This window comes from Xanthomonas sp. SHU 308 (assembly GCF_000364645.1).
Taxonomy (GTDB): domain Bacteria; phylum Pseudomonadota; class Gammaproteobacteria; order Xanthomonadales; family Xanthomonadaceae; genus Xanthomonas_A; species Xanthomonas_A sontii.
Map to the genome: position 1 here is coordinate 1 of NZ_AQOK01000840.1, position 335 is coordinate 335.

Consider the following 335-nt stretch of genomic DNA (forward strand, 5'->3'; position numbering starts at 1 on the left):
TGGCGCGACCGGCGCCGGTGCCAGGTCCAGCAGCAGCGCCGGTGCCGACGCGGAGGGCGGCGGCACCGGCATGCGCGAGGGCCAGGCCAGCAACACGGCCAGCACCAGCGCATGCGCCGCCAGCACCAGGCCCAGGCTGAGCAGCCAGCGGCGCAGCGCCGGCGGGTGCACGTTCATCGCGCCGGCGACTCCACCGCGACCAGGGCGATCTTCAGATAGCCCGCCGCGCGCAGCGCGTCCAGCGTGCCCATCAGGTCGGCGTAGGCCACGCGGCGGTCGGCGCGCAGCAAAATGCGGCGGTCGCGGTCGCCGCCGCTGCGTCGGTCCAGCGCCGG

The 335-nt window shown here is 77.0% G+C and carries 1 protein-coding gene; it reads right to left on the minus strand.

The features are described from left to right. Nucleotides 1-173: 173 nt before the first annotated feature. Nucleotides 174-329, minus strand: coding sequence for a biopolymer transporter ExbD (locus tag D588_RS28820; RefSeq protein WP_255325536.1), 156 nt, complete (start codon nt 327-329; stop codon nt 174-176). Nucleotides 330-335: the final 6 nt, after the last annotated feature.